Source organism: Variovorax rhizosphaerae, assembly GCF_037889975.1.
Taxonomy (GTDB): Bacteria; Pseudomonadota; Gammaproteobacteria; order Burkholderiales; family Burkholderiaceae_C; genus Variovorax; species Variovorax rhizosphaerae.
Map to the genome: position 1 here is coordinate 300,200 of NZ_JBBKZT010000008.1, position 17,122 is coordinate 317,321.

At 68.3% G+C, this 17,122-nt stretch carries 15 protein-coding genes; 8 read left to right on the top strand and 7 right to left on the bottom strand.

The window, feature by feature from the left end; translation table 11 throughout:
* Window positions 1-27 precede the first annotated feature (27 nt).
* Entirely contained in the window at window positions 28-1,005 is a 978-nt protein-coding gene (locus WKW82_RS18880) for a tripartite tricarboxylate transporter substrate binding protein (protein ID WP_340343851.1), read from the top strand.
* Between the two features lie 253 nt (window positions 1,006-1,258).
* On the opposite strand, the gene WKW82_RS18885 is transcribed toward WKW82_RS18880, so the two are convergent.
* On the bottom strand, window positions 1,259-2,581 hold the full coding sequence (locus WKW82_RS18885) for a chloride channel protein (RefSeq protein ID WP_340343852.1): 1,323 nt from the start codon (window positions 2,579-2,581) through the stop codon (window positions 1,259-1,261).
* Between the two features lie 148 nt (window positions 2,582-2,729).
* On the opposite strand from WKW82_RS18885, the gene gnd reads away from it, so the two are divergent.
* Window positions 2,730-4,163 (top strand): decarboxylating NADP(+)-dependent phosphogluconate dehydrogenase, encoded by a 1,434-nt coding sequence (gene gnd / locus WKW82_RS18890; protein WP_340343853.1) that lies wholly within the window; start codon window positions 2,730-2,732, stop codon window positions 4,161-4,163.
* A gap of 111 nt (window positions 4,164-4,274) precedes the next feature.
* The gene (locus WKW82_RS18895) at window positions 4,275-4,826 is read left to right on the top strand and encodes a GNAT family N-acetyltransferase (protein WP_340343854.1); all 552 of its coding nucleotides are present in this window, start codon (window positions 4,275-4,277) and stop codon (window positions 4,824-4,826) included.
* A 3-nt stretch (window positions 4,827-4,829) separates the two neighbouring features.
* Here WKW82_RS18895 and WKW82_RS18900 read toward each other — a convergent pair whose 3' ends face one another.
* Window positions 4,830-5,558, bottom strand: a complete 729-nt coding sequence (locus tag WKW82_RS18900) for an alpha/beta fold hydrolase (protein ID WP_340343855.1) — start codon at window positions 5,556-5,558, stop codon at window positions 4,830-4,832.
* A 127-nt stretch (window positions 5,559-5,685) separates the two neighbouring features.
* Here WKW82_RS18900 and WKW82_RS18905 point away from each other — a divergent pair, with 127 nt between their 5' ends.
* The 5 genes from WKW82_RS18905 (at window position 5,686) to WKW82_RS18925 (ending at window position 13,001) form a co-directional block, all read left to right on the top strand.
* Entirely contained in the window at window positions 5,686-6,447 is a 762-nt protein-coding gene (locus tag WKW82_RS18905) for a class II aldolase/adducin family protein (protein WP_340343856.1), read from the top strand.
* A gap of 90 nt (window positions 6,448-6,537) precedes the next feature.
* Window positions 6,538-6,738 carry a 4-oxalocrotonate tautomerase gene (locus tag WKW82_RS18910; RefSeq protein WP_340343857.1) on the top strand — a complete coding sequence of 67 codons (201 nt, stop codon included), beginning with the start codon at window positions 6,538-6,540 and terminating at the stop codon, window positions 6,736-6,738.
* Between the two features lie 348 nt (window positions 6,739-7,086).
* Window positions 7,087-10,287 carry an efflux RND transporter permease subunit gene (locus WKW82_RS18915; protein WP_340343858.1) on the top strand — a complete coding sequence of 1,067 codons (3,201 nt, stop codon included), beginning with the start codon at window positions 7,087-7,089 and terminating at the stop codon, window positions 10,285-10,287.
* Between the two features lie 39 nt (window positions 10,288-10,326).
* On the top strand, window positions 10,327-11,535 hold the full coding sequence (locus WKW82_RS18920) for an efflux RND transporter periplasmic adaptor subunit (protein ID WP_340343859.1): 1,209 nt from the start codon (window positions 10,327-10,329) through the stop codon (window positions 11,533-11,535).
* A gap of 59 nt (window positions 11,536-11,594) precedes the next feature.
* Window positions 11,595-13,001: an efflux transporter outer membrane subunit gene (locus WKW82_RS18925; RefSeq protein WP_340343987.1), complete on the top strand. Its 1,407-nt coding sequence runs from the start codon at window positions 11,595-11,597 to the stop codon at window positions 12,999-13,001.
* Between the two features lie 13 nt (window positions 13,002-13,014).
* On the opposite strand, the gene WKW82_RS18930 is transcribed toward WKW82_RS18925, so the two are convergent.
* The 5 genes from WKW82_RS18930 to WKW82_RS18950 all read right to left on the bottom strand — a co-directional run bounded on the left by WKW82_RS18930 (window position 13,015) and on the right by WKW82_RS18950 (window position 17,114).
* On the bottom strand, window positions 13,015-13,608 hold the full coding sequence (locus WKW82_RS18930) for a hypothetical protein (protein ID WP_340343860.1): 594 nt from the start codon (window positions 13,606-13,608) through the stop codon (window positions 13,015-13,017).
* Window positions 13,605-14,678, bottom strand: a complete 1,074-nt coding sequence (locus WKW82_RS18935) for a beta-ketoacyl synthase N-terminal-like domain-containing protein (protein ID WP_340343861.1) — start codon at window positions 14,676-14,678, stop codon at window positions 13,605-13,607. The genes WKW82_RS18930 and WKW82_RS18935 overlap by 4 nt, the downstream gene beginning before the upstream one ends.
* A gap of 82 nt (window positions 14,679-14,760) precedes the next feature.
* Window positions 14,761-15,036 carry a phosphopantetheine-binding protein gene (locus WKW82_RS18940; protein ID WP_340343862.1) on the bottom strand — a complete coding sequence of 92 codons (276 nt, stop codon included), beginning with the start codon at window positions 15,034-15,036 and terminating at the stop codon, window positions 14,761-14,763.
* On the bottom strand, window positions 15,033-16,190 hold the full coding sequence (locus WKW82_RS18945; protein ID WP_340343863.1) for an ABC transporter permease: 1,158 nt from the start codon (window positions 16,188-16,190) through the stop codon (window positions 15,033-15,035). Before WKW82_RS18945 ends, WKW82_RS18940 begins: the two co-directional genes overlap by 4 nt.
* 12 nt (window positions 16,191-16,202) lie before the next feature.
* Window positions 16,203-17,114 carry an ABC transporter ATP-binding protein gene (locus WKW82_RS18950; protein ID WP_340343864.1) on the bottom strand — a complete coding sequence of 304 codons (912 nt, stop codon included), beginning with the start codon at window positions 17,112-17,114 and terminating at the stop codon, window positions 16,203-16,205.
* Window positions 17,115-17,122: the final 8 nt, after the last annotated feature.

Genomic DNA, 17,122 nt, shown 5'->3' on the forward strand with positions numbered 1-17,122 from the left:
CCAACTAAAACTTTCAGGAGGCAAGACATGACCCATTTCAAGAAACTCGGTGCCCTGCTGGCGGCGTTGCTGCTGGCCGCGGGTGCCGCACACGCGCAGGTCGGCGGCAAACCCATCAACCTGATGGTGCCCTACCCCGCAGGCGGACCCTCGGACTCCACGGCCCGCATCGTGGCCACGCCGCTGGGCGTTGCGCTGAAGGAGCAGGTCATCGTCGAGAACCTGGGCGGCGCCAGCGGCTCGATCGCGGCGCAGAAGGTGTTGTCCGCGCCGGCCGACGGGCGCTACATCTTCCAGGGCAGCCCCAACGAAGTGATCCTGGCGTCGCTGGCCAACGCCGCGATCAAGCTCAAGGCCGAGGAATTCCGCCTGGTCCACCCGATGACCGACGCCACGATGGTGTTCGTTGCGCGCAAGGACCTGCCCGCCAACAACGTCGACGAACTGATCGCGCTGGCGCGCAAGTCGGCCGACAAGCCGCTGAACTACGGCAGCGTGGGCATCGGCTCGCTCTACCACTTCATCCTGGAAGACGTGCAGAAGCGCACCAACATCAAGCTCAGCCATGTGCCGTACAAGGGCAACGCGCCGCTGCTGCAGGACCTGGGTGGCGGGCAGGTCGACTTTGCCGTGCTGGTCTACAGCTCCGCGATGGGCGCGCTGGCCGAGCAGGGCCGCATCAAGATCATCGGCCAGCTTGGCGCCACACGCTCGCCCTTCCTGAAGAACGTGGCCACCGCGGCCGAGGGCAAGGAACTGCCTAAGTTCGAATACACGATCTGGAGCGGCTTCTTCGTGCCCAAGGCAACGCCTGATGCGATCGTCGACAAGCTGCACGCCGGCATCGTGGCCACGCTGAAGGAAGAGTCCGTCCGCACGCAACTCGCGGTCCAGATGGCGACGCCTTCGGCACCGGTGTCCACGGCGGAGGCCACGAAGTTCTATGAAGCGGAAACCGCCCGCTATCGCGCGATCGCCAAGGCGATCAACCTGCAGCCGCAATAAGTTGAGGCACGGCCGGTGCGCCGTGATCGGTGCGCCGGGCAAGGCGGACTTGGCAGGGCGGGCAATGCCTGTTTTGTGGGCACCAGCAGAACCGACTTTGCCGGGACGCTGGGTGCGCCGCCCCCTTGAGCGGCTGAAGGCCGCAGCTCCAAGCCTGTCTGCGCAGGCTCGGACGGCGTGCAAGAGCAATTGCCTCTGGCGACCGCCCCGCGCCGCCGGCCGCCGCAGGCGCATGCGCGCGGTAGGCTTCATCTCAAGTCTTGCCCGACTCGTCAACCTCGATCGGGTTGCCATACAGCGGGTGCGCGCCGAATCCCGTACTCACTGCATAGGCCATGCCGCTGGCCAGCATCACCGGGATGGCCAGGTGGAATTGGTTGGTCATCTCCAGCACCATGACGATGGCCATCACGGGCGCATGCGTCATCGCTGCAAGCATCGCCGCCATGCCGATCACCGCCATCGCGCGCGGGTCGCCGACCAGCGCGGCCGGTAGCCACAGCATGGCCAACTGGGCCAGCACGCAGCCCGCAGCGGCGCCAACGAACAGCGACGGCGTGAACGCGCCGCCCACCGCCCCGCTGCCCGAACTCAACGCGGTGGCCAGCACCTTGAGCAAGAGGATCATCGCCAGCGTTTGCCACGCGATGCCCTCCTGCAGCACCCGCGACACCACGCTGTAGCCATTGCCCCAGACTTCCGGCATGGCCGCGGACAGCAGCCCGACCAGCAACCCACCCAGGCCGAGCCGCAGTGCGTACGTCGGCACACGCGCAAACAGCAGGCGGCAATGCTTCAGCAAGGCGAGCAGGCCCCAACCCGCCAGCCCGAAGAAAACGCCGGCCAGCAGCGCCACGCCCAGGCTCGCGGAATGCAGGTGGGCGACTGGCATCACATAGAGCGGCGCCGGATCCAGCAGCCAGTGGATCAGGCCGCTCGCTGTGCTCACCGCGATCAGCACCGGCGCCACGGTTCGCCGGGCGAAGAACCCCAGCGCCAGTTCCAGCACGAACACGACCCCGGCCACCGGCGCGTGGTAGGTCGACCCGATGCCTGCTGCCGCCCCGCAAATCAACAGGATGCTGCGCTCGGGCGGGGTGAACGGCAGCAGCTGCGCCAGGCGTGCGGCCAGCCACGCGGCCATCTGGACCATCGGCCCCTCGCGCCCGATCGACGCGCCGGTGCCGACCGACACCACCGCGGAGGCCGTGCGCGTGAAGGTCGTGCGGTCGTTGAGGTCGACCCGGCCTTGCCGGGCGGCATCGATGTAGTCGAGGTGACGGTCGCCCCCCGGTCCGCGCCGGGCCCAGGCATGGCCGGCATCCAGCAGCAACCCGGCGACCAGTCCGCCCCCCGCGACAACCATTGCGCGGTGCCAGGGCGCCAGCGAGCGCGCGACCTCGACCAGGCCGCCGCTGCCCCCTGTGGCCAGCCATTCGACGACTTGCGTCAGCCAGCGCAGGCCCACCGTGGCGCCTGCAGCCAGCGCGCCCACGACGGCCGCACACAGCCACAGCCACAGCCGGAGCGTCCGCGCCGCGGGCTCCAGCGAACAATCCGGCGCGGGACGTGCCATGAGGAAAACTCGAGGGAGCTTGATGTGGACAGGATGTTCATTCTGCGGGCTTCCCTGGTGGCCGGCCACATCGCCATTCGTATGACCGGCACAATGCTTCCCGGTTGGCGACCTGACGCCGCCGCACACCCCAAGGACAGAGGACAACATGAGCAGCAGCACTGACAAGAAGAGCGACTTCGGCCTGATCGGCCTGGCCGTGATGGGCCAGAACCTGGTGTTGAACGTGGAAAGCCGCGGCTTCCAGGTCAGCGTCTACAACCGCACCCCCTCCGTCACCGACGAGTTCGTGGCGAAGCATCCGGGCAAGAAGCTGGTCGGCTGCGACACGCTCGAGTCCTTCGTGCAGAGCCTGGCCAAGCCACGCAAGATCCAGATCATGGTCAAGGCCGGCGCTGCGGTGGACCAGGTCATCGAGCAACTCATTCCGCTGCTGGAGAAGGACGACATCGTCATCGACGGCGGCAACAGCCTCTACACCGACACCGAGCGCCGCGATGCGTACCTGACGACCAAGGGCCTGCGCTTCATCGGCGCGGGCGTGTCGGGCGGCGAGGAAGGCGCGCGCAAGGGGCCAGCCATCATGCCGGGGGGTCCGGCCTCCACCTGGGAGGTGATGAAGCCGATCTTCGAGAGCATCTCGGCCCATGTCGACGGCCAGCCCTGCGTGATCCACATCGGCCCGGGCGGTGCGGGCCACTACGTGAAGATGATCCACAACGGCATCGAGTACGGCGACATGCAGCTGATCTGCGAGGCCTACAGCCTGTTCAAGGCGGCCGGTTTCACGAGCGCCGAGATGGCCGCGATCTTCAACGAATGGAACGAAGGCGAACTGCAGAGCTACCTGATCCAGATCACCGGCAAGGCGCTGGAGCAGAAGGATCCGGAGACGGGCAAGCCCTTGGTCGAGTTGATCCTCGACAAGGCCGGCCAGAAGGGAACGGGCCAGTGGACGCAACTCAACGCGGCCGAGAACGCGGTGGTCATCAGCACCATCAACGCCGCCGTCGAGGCACGCGTGCTGTCATCGCAGAAGAAGCAGCGCGTAACGGCCAGCACCCAACTGCAAGGACCGACGCCCGCGCTCGACAAGGTCAAGGCGGAGTTGGTCGCCAAGGTGCACGACGCGCTCTATGCGTCGAAGGTCATCAGCTACACGCAGGGCTTCGACCTCATCAAGACCATGGGCGAGAAGAAGAACTGGGGGCTGGACTTCGGCGGCATCGCGTCGATCTGGCGCGGCGGCTGCATCATCCGCGCGCGCTTCCTGAACCGCATCACCGAGGCGTACCGCAGCGAGCCGCAACTGGCCAACCTGATGCTCGCGCCTTTCTTCAAGGACCTGCTCAATCGCACGCAGCAGAACTGGCGCGAGGTGGTGGCGCTGGCCGTCACCAACGGCATCCCGGTCCCGGCCTTCAGTGCGTCCTTGGGCTACTACGACAGCTACCGCTCGGCGCGCTTGTCGGCCAACCTGCTGCAGGCGCAGCGCGACTTCTTCGGCGCGCATACCTACGAGCGAACCGACAAGCCTGAAGGACAGTGGTTTCATACCGATTGGCCCGAGGTCATCGGCTGAGCTGAACAGCGCGGGTGGCCTCGATTCGTGCGGGCAGCCCGACCTTCGCCGAGGGCAGCAAACAGCGGTTCGGCGAAGCGGATCCTTCGATCGTTCTGGCATGGAGGCAGCATGGACTACCCCAGTCATCTCGCAGAAGACTTCCAATTGGCCGATGGCACAGAGTGCCGCATCCGGCCGATCCGTGCCAACGACCTGGCACTGCACACTGATTTCGTGCACCACTTGTCACCAGCCACCGGCTTCGCGCGACTGCTGTCGCCGCGGATTCCCGAAGAGCCCGAGTTGCGCCGCATGACCGATGTCGACTACGAGCACGAACTCGCGCTGATCGCCCTGGCGCACGAAGCCGACGGCAAGGTGCATGAAGTCGGCGTCGCACGATATGTACGCGGCGATACACCGGAGACCTTCGACACCGCCGAGTTCGCCATCGTGATCGCCGATGCCTGGCAGCACCGCGGCTTGGCCGAGAAGCTCATGCGCCGCCTCATCGCGGCGGCAGAGCAAGCCGGCGTCAAGCGGTTGGCCGACATCACGCTCTACGACAACCGCGGGATGCTGGCGCTGGCGCGCAAGCTGGGGTTCAAGGCGCAGCGCGATCCTGGTGATCCGAATGTGACCAGGCTGCGGCTGGATCTACCCGTCAAGAATCCGGGCTGAGGCTCAGTCCCGCCCCGCCTCCAGAATCGCCTGCGCCAGCCGCTGCGGATTCGAGAAGAACATCTCGTGGCTGCCCGGGCATTCCACCAGCCTGAACAGCCCCAGCCGCTCCGACAGCCGCGGATGCCACGGCATGCTGTGCGGCAGCGCGATGTCCTGCTGGCAATTGACGTAGGACTTGCCGAGCGCCAGCGCGGCCAGCGGCTGGCTCAGCTTGATCTTGTCGGTGAAGGTGGCATAGGGATGCGGGTTCAGCTTGGCGTACGCCGCCTGCGCGGTCAGCATGTCGGCGTCGTTGATGAAGGCGTCGCGCCAGATCTCGAAGGGCAGGTTGACCGCGTTGTTGCCGGCGCCCGCGATGGCATCGAACATCGCGACGTAGTGCGGCGGCACCATGTCGTTGAGCGACTCGCCGTCGAGCGGCACGAAGGCGTTGATGTAGACCAGCCGCTTCAGCCGCGCCGCGATGCGATCGGCCACGCCGGAAATCACCATGCCGCCGTAGCTGTGGCCGGCGAGCCGGACATCGCTCAGGTTCTTCTCCTCGATGAAGCCGACGATCGAATCGATCGCCTGCGCCAGGCCGGTGGTCGCACGGTCGTCGCCGGGCCGGTTGCCAGCGACGGTCGGGCACAGCACGGTGTGGCCGGCCTCGCGCATGACGTCGGCGACGGCTTCGATCTCGGCGCCGGTGTGCCAGGCGCCGTGGACAAGAACATAGGTGTCAGGCATGCATGTCTCCGTTGTGGTTTTGAGCGGGAGAAATCGTACGGGAATCGCCCGGCATGTGCTTGGCGGGCGGGCGCCGGACGGCAGCGCTAAAGTGGCGCTCCCTCCCCCGTGTGACCACCTGCCTCGCATGAACTCCGACCGCCGCCAACGCCCGGCCCGCACCGAACAGCAAGTCCGCACCGACCTCGCCGCCGCCTACCGCATGGCCGCGCAGAACGGCTGGGACGACACGGTCTACACCCACCTGTCGGCCAGCGTGCCGGGTGAGCCCGGCCACTACCTGCTGAACCCCTTTGGCGCGACCTTCGACGAGATCACCGCGTCGAGCCTGGTGAAGGTGAACCTGCGCGGCGAGGTGGTCGACGGCTCGGGCGCGCGCGTCAACCCGAGCGGTTTCGCGATCCACGGCGCGGTGCACGCGGCGCGGCCGGAGGTCGAATGCGTGATCCACCTGCACACGCCCTGGGGCGTGGCCTTGTCGATGTTGCCGGAGGGCCTGCAGCCGACTTCGCAGTACGCGATGCGGCTCTACCGCCGGCTCGGTCGCCATGCCTACGAGGGGCTGGCGCTCGGCGCGGACGAGCAGAGGCGGCTGGTCGCCGACCTCGGCGCACTCGACGGCCTGATCCTGGAGAACCACGGCACGCTGGTCGTCGGCCGGACCGTGGCCGAGGCCTGGATGCTGATGCACCTGCTGGAGCGCGCCGCCAAGGCGCAGTTGCGCGCGATGGCGGCGACCGGCGGTGCGGTGCGCGTCGTCAGCGACGCACTGGCCGCGCGCACCTACGCCGAATGGGTGGGGGACGGCAGCGAGTGGGACGGCGATGTCGAATGGCCGGCCTTGCTGCGTCGACTCGACCGCAGCGAGCCAGACTATCGCGAGGGATGAACCGCCACGGAGGCGGATGCCCGATGTTCTCGGCACGTCCCCAGACTGTCACGATTCCGGATCACAACACTGTCAAAGGAGAAACCCACCATGCCCACCATCCGCGTCGAACTCTTCGAAGGCCGAACCGTCGAGCAGAAGCGCGCCCTTGCCGCAGCCCTGACCGAAGCCACCGTCCGCACGCTCGGCGGCTCGCCCGGCTCCGTCGACATCCTCTTCTTCGACATCGCCAAGCACGACTGGGCCACCGGCGGGACGCTCTGGAGCGACCCGCCGCCGCCGGGAGGCTGAGTCGCCCCCGCGACCGCGACTTGGCGTCAGTACGCCACCACGCTCGCGTGTGACCCGCAACGCGTGAAATCAGAGCGAACAATGCCTGTTCGTGGGCACCCGCGGAACCGGCTTTGCCGGACCGCTGGGTGCGCCATTTCGAGGACTGAGGGACGCGGCTCGGAGCCTGTCTGCGCATGCTTCGACGGCCCGCAAGAGCAGACGCGTCTGGCGACCGTCGGGCGCGTCGCAGACGCCGGGGGGGTGGGTTTGTTTCGGGAACGTAAAGCCTCGCGGCAGGCACCAAATGTGCTCATGCCGTGCGTATGATGGCGCCCGCCTCCGAATGAAGTAACAATTCGTGACTATATGGTCCAACTCGCCCTGCGCCGCCCCTACACCTTCATCGTGATGGCGATGCTGATCGTGCTGGCGACGCCTTTCGTGTTGCTGCGCATGGCCACGGATATCTTCCCGGAAATCAACATTCCGGTGATCAGCATCATCTGGAACTACGGCGGCCTGCCGGCGCAGGAGATGGGCCAGCGCATCTCCGGCCAGAGCGAGCGCGGGCTGACCACCACGGTGAGCGACATCGAGCACATCGAGTCGCAGTCGCTGGCCGGCATCTCGGTCATCAAGGTCTTCTTCCAGCCGACCGCCAACATCGAGACCGCCATCGCCCAGGTCGTGGCCTCGATGCAGACGCAAGTGCGCCAGTTGCCGCCCGGCATCACGCCGCCGCTGGTCATCAAGTACTCGGCCTCCAGCATCCCGGTGATCCAGCTCGCGCTGTCCAGCCCGACGCGCGCGGAGAACTCCCTCTTCGACGCGGCCATCAACCAGTTGCGGCCGCAACTCATCACCATTCCCGGCGCGGCCGTGCCATTTCCGTACGGCGGCAAGAACCGGGTGATCTCGGTCGACCTCGACACCAAGGCGCTGCAGGCGCGCGGCCTGTCGCCGGCCGACGTGGTGAATGCGGTCAACACGCAGAACCTGATCCTGCCTTCCGGCACCGTGAAGCTGGGCGGCACGGAATACAACGTGCGCATGAACGGCTCGCCCGACGAGATCGCCGGGCTCAACGACCTGCCGGTGCGCACCGTCAACGGCGCCACCACCTACCTGCGCGACGTGGCCCAGGTGCGCGACGGCTTCTCGCCGCAGACCAACATCGTGCGACAGGACGGCGTGCGCGGCGTGCTGCTGTCGGTGCTGAAGAACGGCGGCGCTTCCACGCTGGACATCGTCTCCAACCTGCGCGCGCTGCTGCCGGCGGCGGCGCAGGGCATGCCGCAGGACATCAAGATCACGCCGCTGTTCGACCAGTCGCTGTTCGTGAAAGCTGCCGTGCAAGGCGTGGTCGCCGAGGCCGCGCTGGCGGCGGCGCTGACCGCCGCGATGGTGCTGCTGTTCCTGGGCAACTGGCGCAGCACGCTGATCATCGCGCTGACGATCCCGCTCTCGATCCTGGCGTCGATCCTGGTGCTCTACGCGATGGGCGAGACGCTCAACCTCATGACGCTGGGCGGGCTCGCGCTCTCGGTCGGCATCCTGGTGGACCAGGCGATCGTGACTATCGAGAACATCGAGCGGCACCTGCACATGGGCACGCCATTGAAGGAGGCGATCGAAACCGGTGCCGGCGAGATCGGCGCGGCGGCGTTCGTCTCGACGCTGTGCATCTGCATCGTGTTCGTGCCGATGTTCTTCCTCACGGGCGTGGCGCGCTTCCTGTTCGTGCCGCTGGCCGAGGCGGTCGTGTTCGCGATGCTCGCCTCCTACATCCTGTCGCGCACGCTGGTGCCGACGCTGGTGATGCTGCTGATGGGCGGCGTGCATGAAGCCAATGCCAACGCTGCGAAGCCCAGCCTGCTGCAGCGCATGTACCGCAGCTTCGACCGGCAGTTCGAACGTGTGCGGCGCGCCTACACGCTGGTGCTGTCGACCGTGCTGTCCCGGCGCGGCCCGTTCATCGCGCTGTTCCTCGGCTTCTGCGTGCTGTCCTGCGGCCTGTTCGGCGTGCTGGGCCGCGACTTCTTCCCGAGCGTGGACGGCGGCCAGATCCGCCTGCACATCCGCGCGCCGACCGGCACGCGCATCGAGGAAACCGCGCGGCTGGCCGATGACGTCGAGCGCGCCATCCGCGAGCTGATCCCGAAGGACCAGCTCGAGACCATCCTCGACAACCTCGGAGTGCCGAACAGCGGCATCAACCTCTCGTACAGCAACGCCGGCACCATCGGCACGCTGGACGGCGAGATCCTCATGTCGCTGAAGGACGGCCACGAGCCCACCGAGAAGTTCGTGACCCTGCTGCGCGCCGAACTGCCCAAGCGCTTCCCCGGCACCGAGTTCTTCTTCCAGCCGGCCGACATCGTCACGCAGATCCTGAACTTCGGCCTGCCCGCTGCCATCGACGTGCAGTTCAGCGGCAACGACCAGGCCGGCAATGCCGCCCGCGCGGCGGAACTGGTCAAGCAGATCCGCACGATCCCCGGCGCGGTCGATGCGCACGTGCACCAGCGCCTGGACGCACCCAGCCTCAGCCTGCAGATGGACCGCACGCGGCTGCAGCAGTACGGGCTGACGGCGTCCAATGTCGGGCAGAACGTGCTGATCGCACTGTCGGGCAGTTCGCAGACGGCGCCGGCTTTCTGGCTCAACCCGCAGAACGGGGTGGTCTACAACGTCGCGGTGCAGACGCCGCAGTACAACATCGACTCGCTGGACGCGCTGCTCAACATTCCCGTCGGCGGCGCCGGGCAAGGCGGCCAGCCGCCGCAACTGCTGGGCAACCTGGTCGACGCGCGCGCGGCGCGCATGCCGACGGTGGTGTCGCGCTACAACATCCAGCCCGTCATCGACGTGTACGTCAGCGTGCAGGGCACCGACCTGGCCAACGTGGCTGGCCAGGTGAAGAAGCTGGTGGACGAGATGCGACCGAAGCTGTCGCGCGGCAACCAGGTCACGATCCGCGGCCAGGTGCAGACCATGCAGGATTCCTTCATCGGCCTGGGCGTCGGCCTGGCGATGGCGATCGTGCTGGTGTACCTGCTGATCGTGGTGACCTTCCAGTCGTGGATCGATGCGGCCATCATCATCACCGCGCTGCCGGCCGCGCTGGCGGGCATCGCGTGGATGCTGTTCATCACCGGCACCACGCTGAGCGTGCCGGCGCTCACCGGCGCGATCATGACCATGGGCGTGGCGACGGCCAACTCGATCCTGCTGGTGGCCTTCGCGCGGGAGCGGCTGGCCGCCGCCGTGCCACCGCTGTCGGCCGCGCTGGAAGCCGGCGCGACCCGCATCCGGCCGGTGCTGATGACGGCGCTGGCCATGATCATCGGCATGATCCCGATGGCGCTGGGCCTCGGCGAAGGCGCGGAGCAGAATGCACCGCTGGGCCGTGCCGTGATCGGCGGCCTGCTGTTCGCGACCGTGTCCACCCTCTTCTTCGTGCCGGCGGTGTTTGCCGGCGTGCACAGCCGGCTTGCGCATCGCAAGGCGGCGCGCGAACAACACCATCCGATGCCGCCCGCTGCCGTGGCGTCCCAGGAGAGCTGAAACCATGTCGCCCACGTCCATTCATTGCGGAGCCCGGCCATGAGCGAGCAACGCCACGCCGGCCTGGCCATCCACGGCGGCGAAACCGACAACCATCACGAACTGCTGCGGCGTCGCCAGATCCTGCGCCGCACCCGCTGGCTCGTGCTCATCGTGCTGGTGCTGCTGGGCGTCGGCGCTGCGCGCACGGTGCTCGTGCGCATGTCCAATGCGAAAGAGCTGCAGGCCGGCACGACGGAACGCGCCACGCAGTACGTCAAGACCGCCCTCCCGATCAAGCCCACCGCAGGCCAGACGCTGGCGTTGCCCGGCACCTTGCAGGGTTTCGTGCAATCGCCGATCAACGCACGCGCCAGCGGCTACCTCAAGCGCTGGACCAAGGACATCGGCGCGCGCGTGCAGCAAGGCGAGTTGCTGGCCGAGATCGAGACGCCGGAAGTCGACCAGCAACTCTCGCAAGCGATCGCGGCGCGCGAGCAGGCGGCCGCCGGACTCGCGCTTGCGAAGAGCACCGTGGCCCGCTGGGAGGCGCTGCGCCAGAAAGACGTGGTCTCCCAGCAGGACCTCGACGAGCGCCGCGCCGCGGTCGCTTCCACGGTCGCCAACCTGGCCGCGGCCGATGCCAACGTGCAGCGCCTGAAGCAGACCGAGGGCTTCAAGCGCGTGCTGGCGCCGTTCGCCGGCGTCATCACGCGGCGCAACGTCGACGTGGGCGACCTGATCGACGCAGGCGCCGGCAATGGCGGCAGGCCGCTGTTCCTGCTCTCGCAGACCGACCCGCTGCGCGTCTACATCAACGTGCCGCAGGCCTATGCCCAGCTCATCAAGGCCGGGCAGCCGGTGGTCGTGACGCAGGCCGAGCTGCGCGGCCAGACCTTCAAGGGTGAGGTCGCGCGCTCCTCCGGCGCCATCGATGCCGCCACGCGCATGATGCAGGTCGAGGTCGCGCTGCCCAACCGCGAAGGCATCCTGATGCCGGGCGCCTATGTGCAGGTATCCCTGCCGATGGCGCCGAGCCAGTCGCTCACCGTGCCGGCGAACGCGCTGCTCTTCCGCGCCGAGGGCACGCGCGTCGCGCTGGTCGACGCCAACAACACGGTGCGCCTGCGCACGGTCACCCTGGGCCGCAACTACGGCGAGACGGTGGAACTGATCGACGGCATCGCGCCGACCGACCGCCTGGTGCTCAACCCGTCCGACTCGCTGGCCGAAGGCGATGTCGTGGCGCTGGCCAAGGAAAGTCCGTGAAGGCGTTGCGCCGCGATGGCCTCCTGCCGGCCGCGCTGGCCACGGTCGTTGTCGTCGCGATGCTGGCCGGCTGCGCCGTCGGCCCCGACTACCGCGCACCGACGACGCCTGACCTCCCGGTCACCTGGCAGGTCGAGCATCCCTGGCGCCAGGCCGAGCCCGGCGACGCGCTCGACAAGGGCCGCTGGTGGCAGCGCTACAACGACGCGCAACTCGACGCGCTGCAGCAGAAGGCGCTGGCCGACAACCCGACGGTGGCGATCGCCGTCGCGCGGCTGTCGCAGGCGCGGGCCACGCTGGACGCGAGCAGTGCCGCGCGCTATCCGCAGGTCGGCATCGGCGCGCGCACCCAGCGCTTCAAGATCTCCGCGAATCGTCCGCTGACGAACTACAACGCATCCAACTTCGAGACGGTGCAGAACGACTTCGCGCTGTCCCTCACGGCCAGCTACGAAATCGATTTCGCAGGCCGGGTGAAGCGACTGGTCGAAGGCTCCGCCGCCTCCGCCGAGCAGTCGGCCGCCGACCTGGCCAATGCGCGCCTGCTGCTGTCCGCGGACCTGGCCACCAATTACTTCAACCTGCGCTCCACCGACATCGAACTCGACGTGGTGACGCGCAGCATCGCGCTGCAGCGTCGCGCCCTGGAACTGGTGACGGCGCGGCATGACCTCGGTGCCGTGTCGGGGCTGGACGTGGCGCAGCAGCAAGCGTTACTGGAAAACACGCTGACCCAGGTCGACCTGCTGAAGAAGCAACGTGCGCAGTACGAGCACGCCCTGGCCACGCTCACCGGCACGCCGGCGCCGTCGTTCTCCATCGCGCCCGACCTGAGGCCCGTGACACCACCGGCCATTCCGCTGGGCCTGCCCTCGGAGGTGCTTCAGCGCCGTCCCGACGTGGCCTCGGCCGAGCGCGCGATGGCGGCGGCCAATGCGCAGATCGGCATTGCCACCGCGGCCTTCTATCCGAGCATCACGCTGGCGCCGACCGTCGGCGTGGACAGCCGCATGATCGAGACACTGTTCGATGCGCCCAGCCTGCTGTGGTCGGTGGGTGTGTCGGCGACGCAGGTGCTTTTCGATGGCGGGCGGCTGAAGGCCAACGTGAACTTTGCACAGGGCGGCTACGAGGCCACGGTGGCCAACTACCGGCGCGTGGTACTGACCGCAATGCAGGAAGTCGAGGACGGCATCAGCGGCCTCACCGCGCTCGACAACGCGAGCCGGCAAGCCCTGTCCGCCGTGGCCGCGTCGCGGCGCGTGCTCGACATGTCCACCACGCGCTACGAGGGCGGCGCCTCGACGTATCTCGACGTCATCACCGCGCAGCAGGCCGTGCTCAACACCGAGCGCCAGGCGGCGCAGGTGCTGGGCCAGCGGCTCGTCACGTCGGTGTTCCTGGTGAAGGCCTTGGGCGGGGATTGGTGCACGACATCGCGGGACGCGGCGCCAGGGTGCGGATAGGCGGCTGCCTGCCTCAGGTGCCTCGGCGATCGTCCGGCAGCCAGCGCCACCATTCGCTGCGAAGCACGTCGCCATCCTGCTCGATCCAACCCAGCAGCAGGCCGTCCGGTCCCGCGCCGCAGGAGGCCACGCGCATCAGCAAGGACGCATCGCGGCACACCATGAAGCTGGCGTCGCCCTGCCAGCCCAGCCCCTTGGCCAGCGCCGCGAGCATCAGCCCCGACTGGCTCTGCATGAAATCGAAAGGCATCGGCAGGCCGGTGCGCAGTTGCGTCATGCTGTCGCGCGTGGCGGTCTGGGGGCCGCTCAGGCTGGCCACGCGCAGCCGGGCGCCGGGCGGCAGCGCGGACTCGCCGGCGGCGTCCAGGCATTGCCAGGCGCCGTAGAGCGCCAGTTCCGCCCATACGCCGATGCGACGCGGGCGTGCGCCGAGCCGCTTGGCCAGTGCGTCGCGCCAATCGGACGGCGGCGGCTTCGCCACGACATGGGCAGCGAGCCGCCAACCCGGAATGGATTCAATGGCTGCGCTCATTGCCGAGCCCACGCCCGGCCCTGCCGCGCCGCGCTGAGCGCCCGAGGTATCGACGGCATGCGGCGCTGATTTCATGACGCGCAGTCCTCCATCACCAGCGCTGCGTGGCCTCCGCCAAATCCGATGGCGTTGAACAGGATGTGCCGCAAGCGCGCCGGTGCCTGCGTGGCGAGCGTCACGTCCAGCGTCGGATCGAGCGCGTAGTCTGCGGCGGGCCACGCGCCGGCCTCGATGCAGCCGAGCAGCAACACCAGTTCCGCCGCGCCGGCCGCACCGAGCGTGTGGCCGATCAGCGGCTTGAGCGCGACCATCGGCGGCAGGCTGGCGAACAAGGTCTTCAACGCCATGGCTTCGATGGCGTCGTTGGCAGGGCTCCCGGCGGCCTGCGGCTTGATGAGGTCGATGTCCTCGGTGCACACGCCGGCCTGCCGCATCGCGGCACGCGTCACCGCGACGATGGCGCCGGCGTCGGCGCCGGTGGGCGTGTCGCCGGCCACCACGTTGGCGCCGCCGGCCAGGCGCCAGCGGGACGGGGTGCTGCTCAACACCATCGCCGCCGCGGCTTCGCCGAGCACCAGTCCATTGCGCTCCGCGCCGAAGGGCAAGGCGCGGCCGGGCGAAAGCAACTGCATGCCGCCGAAACCCGCCAGCGTGAGACGGTTGCTGAACTCGATGCCCAGCACCAGCGCATGCGGCACGACGCCGCAACGAATCAGGTCGGTCGCCGCCAGCACCGCATTGACGGCCGAGGTACAGGCCGTCGACACGGTGAACACCGGTCCGCGCCAATCGATGGCCTCAGCCACCAGATCGGCAAAGGCCTGCACATCACCGGCGAAGCAACCGGCTTGCTCCTCGAAGCCCACGTCGAGCGACGAAGATGCCACGAACAGCGGCATCTCCGGCGTCGCCAGGTGCCGTAGCAGGGAGCACTGCGCGACCACTTCGCGCACGGTGCGACGCAACTGTTGCACCCAGTCGCCTTCCGCAGGCGGCAGTGAATGGACGGGCCAGGAGAAGCCGCCCGGGACGCTGGTGGGTGTCGCGGGGACGCCGCCTTGCCGGAGCGCGGCCAGGGACTGTGGCAGGTCCCGGCCCAGTGCACAGGCGAGTCCGCTACCTGCCAGATAGACCTCAATGGTCACTGGGGACCCCACGCTCGGCACTGCGTGTCCTCGCTGCCCCCCGAGGGGGTGCGAGCTTGCTTGGGGCGGCCCGGCGCTGCGCTCATGACCTTCCAGCACTCAAATGCGCCGCCAGGTGCGCAATCGAAGTCAGCGCGCGGCGCGTCTCCTTGCTGTCGGGCATGCGCACGCCGTAGCGCTGCTGGATCGCCATCGACACCTGCAGCGCGTCGAGCGAATCGAGGTCCAGCCGCGCATCGGGGCCGAACAGGGGCTCGTCGTCGGCGAGGCCGCCTTCGGGCGCGGACTTCTCCACGGCGTCGAGCACGAGCCCCTTCAGCTCGGCGATCAGGTCAGTCAGCGACAGGCTTTCGTTCATGCGATACGTCTTCGGAACAACAGGGCGGCCAATGCCAGCATGGCCGCGGAAAAGACAAGCAGGCGCACCAATTCCGGCAGCATCGCCGACAGGCCGCCGCCGCGCAGCAACGCCGTCAACAGCGCCTCCAGGCCCCAGTTCATCGGGGACCATTCAGCCACATGTTGCATGGCGGCGGGCATCACGAACTTCGGCACCATGATCCCGCCGATCGCGGCCATCAGCACGTTGGCGACGGGCCCGACCGTGGCGGCCTGGGCATGTGTGCGGACCGCACAGGCCAGCGCCAGCGACAGGCTCACCGCGGCCAGGCCGATGGCCGCCAGCGCCACGACCAACGCATCCCAATGGATGCCCGCCAGCGACAGCGCATCGCCGCCCAGAAGAGGCATGAGCCAAACGCCCACGGCCAGCATCAATGCAGCCTGCAGGGCGTTGACGCCAAGGTAGGGCAAGGCCTTGGAAAGCAGCAGCATGCCGGTCGGGACGCCCAGGCTGCGCAGCCGCCCGAGCGTGCCCGACGCGCGCTCCTGGATGAACAGGCTGGACATCGAGGCCACCACGAAGAACATGCCGAACACCAGCCAGGCCGGCACGCTCTGCTGCACGGCCGTCGGACGCGGTCCGCTCGGGGCGAAGCGCTCGGCCTGCAGCAGCGTCGCCATCGATGCACCGGGCGGTGGCGGCGGGCCACCGGCCACGGTGGCTTCCAGCCGGCCCTTGACCTCGCCCGCCACGCCGACCAGTTCCGCGCGCAGGGCGTTGAACAGGTTGCCGTCGATGCCGGGCTCGGCCAGCAAGCGCATATGCGGCGCAGTCGGCAGTGCATCCGCATGCAATGCGTCCGACAGGCCGTGCTGCAGCACGATCACGTACTTGAGTTGTCCGTTGGTCAGTTGCGCCTGCCAGTCGGCCGGCAACGGTTGCGGCGTGCCGTGTGTGCGCTTCCAGTCGGCGAGGATCGACTGCGCGGGCACGCCGGTGTCGTGCTGTTCGACCGCATAGCTCAAGGCCGCCAACGGCGGGTTGTAGTAGTCCTTGAGCGCCAGCGACATCACCACGATGAAGATCACCGGCATCAGGAACAGCGCGGCCAGGCCGTGCACGTCGCGCGCGAGGGCGATCAGTTCCTTCTTGATGAGTGCGGTCAGCATCGTCATGCGGCTTCAGGCATCGCGCAGCGAGCGGTGCGTCAATGCCATGAACAACTGTTCGAGGTTGTAGCGACCGAACTCGGCCTGCCGCACGATCACGCCCGACACATCGAGCGCGGCCAGCACCTGGGCCGGGCTCGCATCGGCGACCAGCCGCACGCGCCAGTGGTCCGGTCCCTGCTCCACCTCGCCGAAGCGCGCCAGCATCGCGGCATCGACGCCTTCGGCGCGCACCGTCAGCACGCGCTCGCCCTCCGACAGCAGGGCCTCCAGCGTGTCGTCGCGCAGCACGCGGCCGTTGTCGAGGATCGCCACGCGGTCTGCGATGGCTTCCACTTCTTCCATGTAATGCGTGGCATAGATCACCGCCGCGCCGTTGTCCGCCAGCGTCTTGATGGCGTCGAGCACGAAGGCGCGCGATTGCGGATCGACGCCGACGGTCGGCTCGTCGAACAGCAGCAACTCGGGCTCCGCCAGCAAGGCGATCGCCAGGTTGAGCCGCCGCTTCAGTCCGCCCGACAAGCGCTCGGCACGCACCGTCGCAAAGGATTCGAGCTGCGCAAAACGGATGCATGCCGCGATGCGCTCCTTCCTGCGTGCGCCTCCCAACCGTGCCGCCCCCGCAAAGCAAGCAAGGTTCTCCGCCACGGTCAGCATGGGGTAGAAGGCGTGCTCCTGCGGCGCCACGGCCATGCGCGTGGGCGTGCGCGCGCGCACGGCCTGCAAGGGTTCGTCATCCACCAGCACGCGGCCGCCCTGCACGGCGAGCGCGCCCGACACATGCGAGATCAAGGTGGTCTTGCCCGCACCGTTCGGCCCGAGCAGCCCCAGCACGCTGCCACGCCGGGCCGTCAACGACACGTCATCCAGCGCGGCTTGCGCTGCACCGGGGTAGCGGTAGCTCAGGTGTTCGAGCGCCAGCACACGCGCCC

Coding starts and splice junctions, on each gene's coding strand:
- WKW82_RS18905 (WP_340343856.1), top strand. CDS start 5,686: ATGAACTCCGACCGCCGCCAACGCCCGGCCCGCACCGAACAGCAAGTC.
- WKW82_RS18920 (WP_340343859.1), top strand. CDS start 10,327: ATGAGCGAGCAACGCCACGCCGGCCTGGCCATCCACGGCGGCGAAACC.
- WKW82_RS18885 (WP_340343852.1), bottom strand. CDS start 2,581: ATGGCACGTCCCGCGCCGGATTGTTCGCTGGAGCCCGCGGCGCGGACG.
- WKW82_RS18910 (WP_340343857.1), top strand. CDS start 6,538: ATGCCCACCATCCGCGTCGAACTCTTCGAAGGCCGAACCGTCGAGCAG.
- WKW82_RS18930 (WP_340343860.1), bottom strand. CDS start 13,608: ATGAAATCAGCGCCGCATGCCGTCGATACCTCGGGCGCTCAGCGCGGC.
- WKW82_RS18895 (WP_340343854.1), top strand. CDS start 4,275: ATGGACTACCCCAGTCATCTCGCAGAAGACTTCCAATTGGCCGATGGC.
- WKW82_RS18925 (WP_340343987.1), top strand. CDS start 11,595: ATGCTGGCCGGCTGCGCCGTCGGCCCCGACTACCGCGCACCGACGACG.
- WKW82_RS18915 (WP_340343858.1), top strand. CDS start 7,087: ATGGTCCAACTCGCCCTGCGCCGCCCCTACACCTTCATCGTGATGGCG.
- WKW82_RS18945 (WP_340343863.1), bottom strand. CDS start 16,190: ATGCTGACCGCACTCATCAAGAAGGAACTGATCGCCCTCGCGCGCGAC.
- WKW82_RS18880 (WP_340343851.1), top strand. CDS start 28: ATGACCCATTTCAAGAAACTCGGTGCCCTGCTGGCGGCGTTGCTGCTG.
- WKW82_RS18900 (WP_340343855.1), bottom strand. CDS start 5,558: ATGCCTGACACCTATGTTCTTGTCCACGGCGCCTGGCACACCGGCGCC.
- gnd (WP_340343853.1), top strand. CDS start 2,730: ATGAGCAGCAGCACTGACAAGAAGAGCGACTTCGGCCTGATCGGCCTG.
- WKW82_RS18940 (WP_340343862.1), bottom strand. CDS start 15,036: ATGAACGAAAGCCTGTCGCTGACTGACCTGATCGCCGAGCTGAAGGGG.